General features: G+C 67.2%; 4 protein-coding genes. All 4 read left to right on the plus strand.

What is annotated here, in order from left to right; genetic code table 11:
* Positions 1 to 1,023 (plus strand): proton-conducting transporter membrane subunit (locus tag A5663_RS18985; protein WP_304443159.1); only part of this gene is annotated, 1,023 nt, incomplete at its 5' end.
* Positions 1,017 to 2,585, plus strand: coding sequence for an NADH-quinone oxidoreductase subunit M (locus A5663_RS18990; RefSeq protein ID WP_068152660.1), 1,569 nt, complete (start codon positions 1,017 to 1,019; stop codon positions 2,583 to 2,585). The genes A5663_RS18985 and A5663_RS18990, both read left to right, overlap by 7 nt.
* Positions 2,582 to 4,147, plus strand: a complete 1,566-nt coding sequence (nuoN, locus tag A5663_RS18995; protein ID WP_068152662.1) for an NADH-quinone oxidoreductase subunit NuoN — start codon at positions 2,582 to 2,584, stop codon at positions 4,145 to 4,147. Before A5663_RS18990 ends, nuoN begins: the two co-directional genes overlap by 4 nt.
* A 24-nt stretch (positions 4,148 to 4,171) precedes the next feature.
* Positions 4,172 to 4,942 carry an enoyl-CoA hydratase gene (locus A5663_RS19000; protein WP_068152665.1) on the plus strand — a complete coding sequence of 257 codons (771 nt, stop codon included), beginning with the start codon at positions 4,172 to 4,174 and terminating at the stop codon, positions 4,940 to 4,942.
* Positions 4,943 to 4,978 lie beyond the last annotated feature (36 nt).

Consider the following 4,978-nt stretch of genomic DNA (forward strand, 5'->3'; position numbering starts at 1 on the left):
GCGGTCACCCTGCTGTTCGGCGCGATCATCGGCTGCGCGAAAGACGACATCAAGAAAGCGCTTGCGGCGTCGACGATGTCGCAGATCGGCTACATGGTGCTGGCCGCCGGCCTCGGACCCGTCGGCTATGCGGTCGCGATCATGCACCTGCTGACCCACGGCTTCTTCAAGGCGGGCCTGTTCCTGGGCGCCGGCTCGGTGATGCACGCGATGGACGACGAGGTCAACATGCGTCGCTACGGCGGCCTGCGCAAGGCGCTGCCGGTCACGTTCGCCACATTCGGGCTCGGCTATCTCGCGATCATCGGTGTGCCGCCGCTGGCGGGCTTCTTCTCGAAGGACGGGATCATCGAAGCGGCGCTGGGCGCGGGCGGCGTCAAAGGCATCATCCTCGGCGGCGCCGCGATCCTGGGCGCGGGGATCACCGCGTTCTACATGACCCGGGTGATGCTGATGACGTTCTTCGGTGAAAAGCGTTGGGCCGCCGAGGCGCATCCCCACGAAGCGCCCGCCGTGATGACGTGGCCGATGATCCTGCTGGCCATCGGATCCGTCGCCTCGGGGGCGGCCTTCGCGATCGGCGGCACACTCGAGCACTGGCTGGAACCGGTGGTCGGCGGCCACGAGGCGCACCATGTCGCTCCCGTCTGGGTGGTGACGACGGTGATCCTGGCGGTGGTGGCGGGCGGTGTCTTGATCGCCTACCGGATGTATGCGAAAAAGCCGGTGCCCGAACAGATTCCGGCGGGCTCCGCGCTCACCGTCGCGGCGCGCCGAGACCTGTATGGCGACGCGTTCAACGAAGGGGTGCTGATGCGGCCGGGCCAACTGCTGACCCGCGGGCTCGTCGAGATCGACGACGAGGCGGTCGACGGCGCCGGCTCCGGGCTCGCCGGTCTGGTCAGCCGCATGTCGGACGGCTTCCGGCAGTTGCAGACCGGATACGCCCGCTCCTATGCGCTGGCGATGCTCGGGGGTGCGGTGCTGATGGTCGCGGCGATGCTGGCGGTGCAACTGTGGTGAACAACTTTCCCTGGCTGACCGTGCTGTGGGCGGTCCCGACCGTCGGCGCCGCGCTGGTGATCCTGCTGCCGGCCGCGCAGCGCGTGCTGGCCAAGTGGCTCGCGCTGGCCGTCTCGGTCGCGGTGCTGGCGATCACGGTGCTGCTCGCAATCCGGTTCCAACCTGGCGGCGAGCAGTATCAGTTCGTCGAGTCACACCGGTGGATCCCGTCGTTCGGCACCGGCTACATCCTCGGCGTCGACGGCATCGCGCTGGCGATCGTCGTGCTCACCGCCGTCCTGGTGCCACTGTTGATCATCGCCGGCTGGAACGACGCCGACGCCCGGACCGGGCTGCGTGGACGTTCGGTGCAGACCTACCTCGCTCTGACGCTGGCCGTCGAGGGCATGGTCCTCATGTCGCTGGTCTCCTTGGACATCCTGCTGTTCTACGTGTTCTTCGAGGCGATGCTGATCCCGATGTACTTCCTCATCGGTGGGTTCGGCGGCGCGAACCGATCCAAAGCGGCGGTGAAGTTCCTGCTGTACAACCTCTTCGGCGGACTGATCATGCTGGCCGCGGTGATCGGGCTCTACGTGGTGACTGCCTCGAGTGACGCCTTCGACAACGGCACATTCGATTTCCGCGCGATCGTGGTCGCGGTCTCCGGTGGCGATTTCACCGTCAACCCGGCCGTGATGAACCTGCTGTTCCTCGGTTTCATGTTCGCGTTCGCAGTCAAGGCGCCGCTGTGGCCGTTCCACCGGTGGCTGCCCGACGCCGCCGTCGAGGCGACGCCGGCCAGCGCGGTGCTGATGATGGCTGTCATGGACAAGGTCGGCACGTTCGGCATGCTGCGCTACTGCCTGCAGTTGTTCCCAGACGCATCCCGGTATTTCCAGCCGCTGGTGGTCACATTGGCGGTCATCGGAATCGTCTACGGCGCGATCGTCGCGATCGGCCAGACCGATGTGATGCGGTTGATCGCCTACACGTCGATCTCCCACTTCGGGTTCATCATCCTGGGCATCTTCGTGATGACCAGCCAGGGTCAGTCCGGTTCGACGCTCTACATGGTCAACCACGGGCTTTCGACGGCCGCCCTGTTCCTGATCGCAGGATTCCTGGTGTCGCGCAGGGGAACTCGTCTCATCAACGCATACGGAGGTGTCCAGAAGGTGGCGCCCGTGCTGGCGGGCACGTTCCTGATCGCCGGGCTGGCGACGCTGTCGCTGCCCGGGCTGGCCCCGTTCATCAGTGAATTCCTCGTGTTGATCGGCACTTTCACGCGGTTCCCCTTGCTGGCGGTGTTCGCGTCCACAGCGCTGGTGCTGTCCTCGATCTACATCCTGTGGATGTACCAGCGGATGATGACCGGCCCCGGCAGGCCCGAGAACGAGCGGGTGCGTGATCTGCTGCCGCGCGAACTTGTCGTCGTCGCACCGCTGATCGCCCTGCTGCTGACGCTGGGCGTCTATCCCAAGCTGGCACTGGATGTCATCAACCCCGCGGTCGACCACACGTTGACCACGATCGACCAACATGACCCCGCACCCAGACTCGCGGAAGGGCCGACACCATGACCCTCTCCCCGCCGACCGTCGAATACGGTCTGCTGTCACCGATGTTGATCGTTTTCGGGGTCGCCATCGCCGGTGTGCTGATCGAGGCGTTCGTGCCGCGCCAGCGCCGCTACGCCAGCCAGCTGGTGCTCTGCTTCGGCGGCCTGGCTGTGGCCCTCGCGGCCGTCGTCCTGCTCGCGCGGGACCTGCACGGCAGCGTCGGGCGGTCAGCCGTCATGGGTGCGGTCGTGATCGACACGCCCGCGCTGTTCCTCCAAGGCACACTGCTGCTCGTCGGCGTGCTGGGAGTGCTCCTGATCGCCGAACGGCAGGCCGGCACGGTCGGCGCGGGGCGCGGGCTGGACGGGTTCACGCCGCAGGCGTCCGCGGTGCCAGGCAGCGTCACCGAGCAATTGGCCGTCAAGGCGGGAGCCATCCAGACCGAGGTCTTCCCGCTGACGATGTTCGCGATCGGCGGCATGCTGCTGTTCCCGGCCGCCGACGACCTGCTGACGATGTTCATCGCGCTCGAGGTCCTGTCGCTTCCGCTGTATCTGCTGTGCGGGCTGGCCCGTCGGCGCCGCCTGCTCTCACAAGAGGCGGCGCTGAAATACTTTCTGCTGGGCGCGTTCTCGTCGGCGTTCTTCCTCTACGGCGTCGCAATGCTGTACGGCTACGCCGGGTCGCTTGACCTGGCCGGAATCGCTGAAACCGTCACTGCGGGGACGGGCACGACGTCGCTGGCGCTGATCGGCACCGGCCTGCTGCTGGTAGGACTGCTGTTCAAGATCGGCGCCGTGCCGTTCCACTCCTGGGTCCCCGACGTCTATCAAGGTGCGCCGACCCCGGTCACGGCGTTCATGGCGGCAGCGACGAAGATCGCCGCGTTCGGCGCGATGCTGCGGGTGTTCTACGTCGCGCTGCCGCAGCTGCACGACGACTGGCGACCGGTGCTGTGGGCGGTCGCCATCCTCACCATGGTGATCGCCACCGTGGCCGCGGTGACCCAGGTCGACGTCAAGCGGATGCTGGCGTATTCGGCTGTGTCGCATACCGGTTTCATGCTGACCGGCCTGATCGGCGGGAACGAGGCCGGCCTGTCGTCGACGCTGTTCTACTTGTTCGCATACGGCTTCAGCACGGTGGGCGCGTTCGCCGTCGTCAGCCTGGTGCGCGACGCGACCGGTGAAGAGGACACCGCGATGGCCCGCTGGGCGGGGTTGGGCCGGCGCTATCCCATTGTGGGCATTGTCTTTTCGCTTTTCCTGCTCGCGTTCGCCGGTATCCCGCTGACCAGTGGCTTCGTCAGCAAGTTCGCGGTGTTCAAAGCCGCCGGTGAAGGTGGCGCCATCCCGTTGGTGGTCATCGGTGTCGTCGCCAGCGCGATCGCCGCATACTTCTACGTGCGGGTCATCGTGCTGATGTTCTTCACCGACCCACCAGAAGACGCTCCGACCGTCGTGGTGCCGAGCGTCCTGAGCGCCGCGGTGGTGACCGTCACCGCAGCGGTCACGTTCGCGCTCGGCGCGCTGCCGCAGCCGCTGCTGGACCTGGTCAACAACGCCGACCAGTTCCTGCGGTAGGCCTCGACGGCTACCGTCGGTTCCATGACCGAACTCGTCCTCGTCGCCGACCACGGGCCCGTGCGGGTGCTGACACTCAGCCGCCCGGAGGCGCGAAACGCCTTGAGTCGCGCGCTCATCCACGCCACGTACGGTGCACTGACGGCAGCCGACGCCGACGAGTCGGTGCGCGCGGTGGTGCTCACCGGCGCCGACCCCGCGTTCTGTGCGGGCGTCGACCTCAAGGAGGCGCAGCGCGACGGCCTCGCCTACTTCGAGGAATTCCGGTCGCAGAGCTGCATCGCCGCGACGGGCCAGATGCGTACGCCGATCATCGGGGCGATCAACGGTGCGACGTTCACCGGTGGGCTGGAGATGGCGCTCGGCTGCGACTTCCTCATCGCCTCGGAGCGAGCGGTGTTCGCCGACACCCACGCCCGCGTCGGCATCCTGCCGGGCGGCGGTATGACCGCACGGCTCCCGCAGTTGGTCGGCCTGGCGATGGCCCGGCGGCTGTCGATGACGGGCGAGGTGGTCGACGCCGCCCGCGCCGAGCGCATCGGGCTGGTGACAGAAGTCGTCGCTCACGACCGCTTGCTCGACCGCGCGGTGGAACTGGCCACCCAGATCGCCGAGGTGCCCGGTCCCGTCATGCGCGGCCTGAAGGAGATCTACACGACCGGCGCGGCTGCGGTGATCGAGCCCGCACTGGCGGCGGAGGAGAAGATCGCATTCGCCCAGCATCGCGATTTCGACGGTCTCGGCGACCGGTTCCAGGCCGTGTCGGAGCGCAACAAACGCCAGATCGACGACTGACCACTTTTCCCTTTCGGCGCGAGCGTGCGCGTCTGT

Origin of the sequence: Mycobacterium sp. E740 (assembly GCF_001672895.1) — a bacterium.
Taxonomy (GTDB): Bacteria; Actinomycetota; Actinomycetes; order Mycobacteriales; family Mycobacteriaceae; genus Mycobacterium.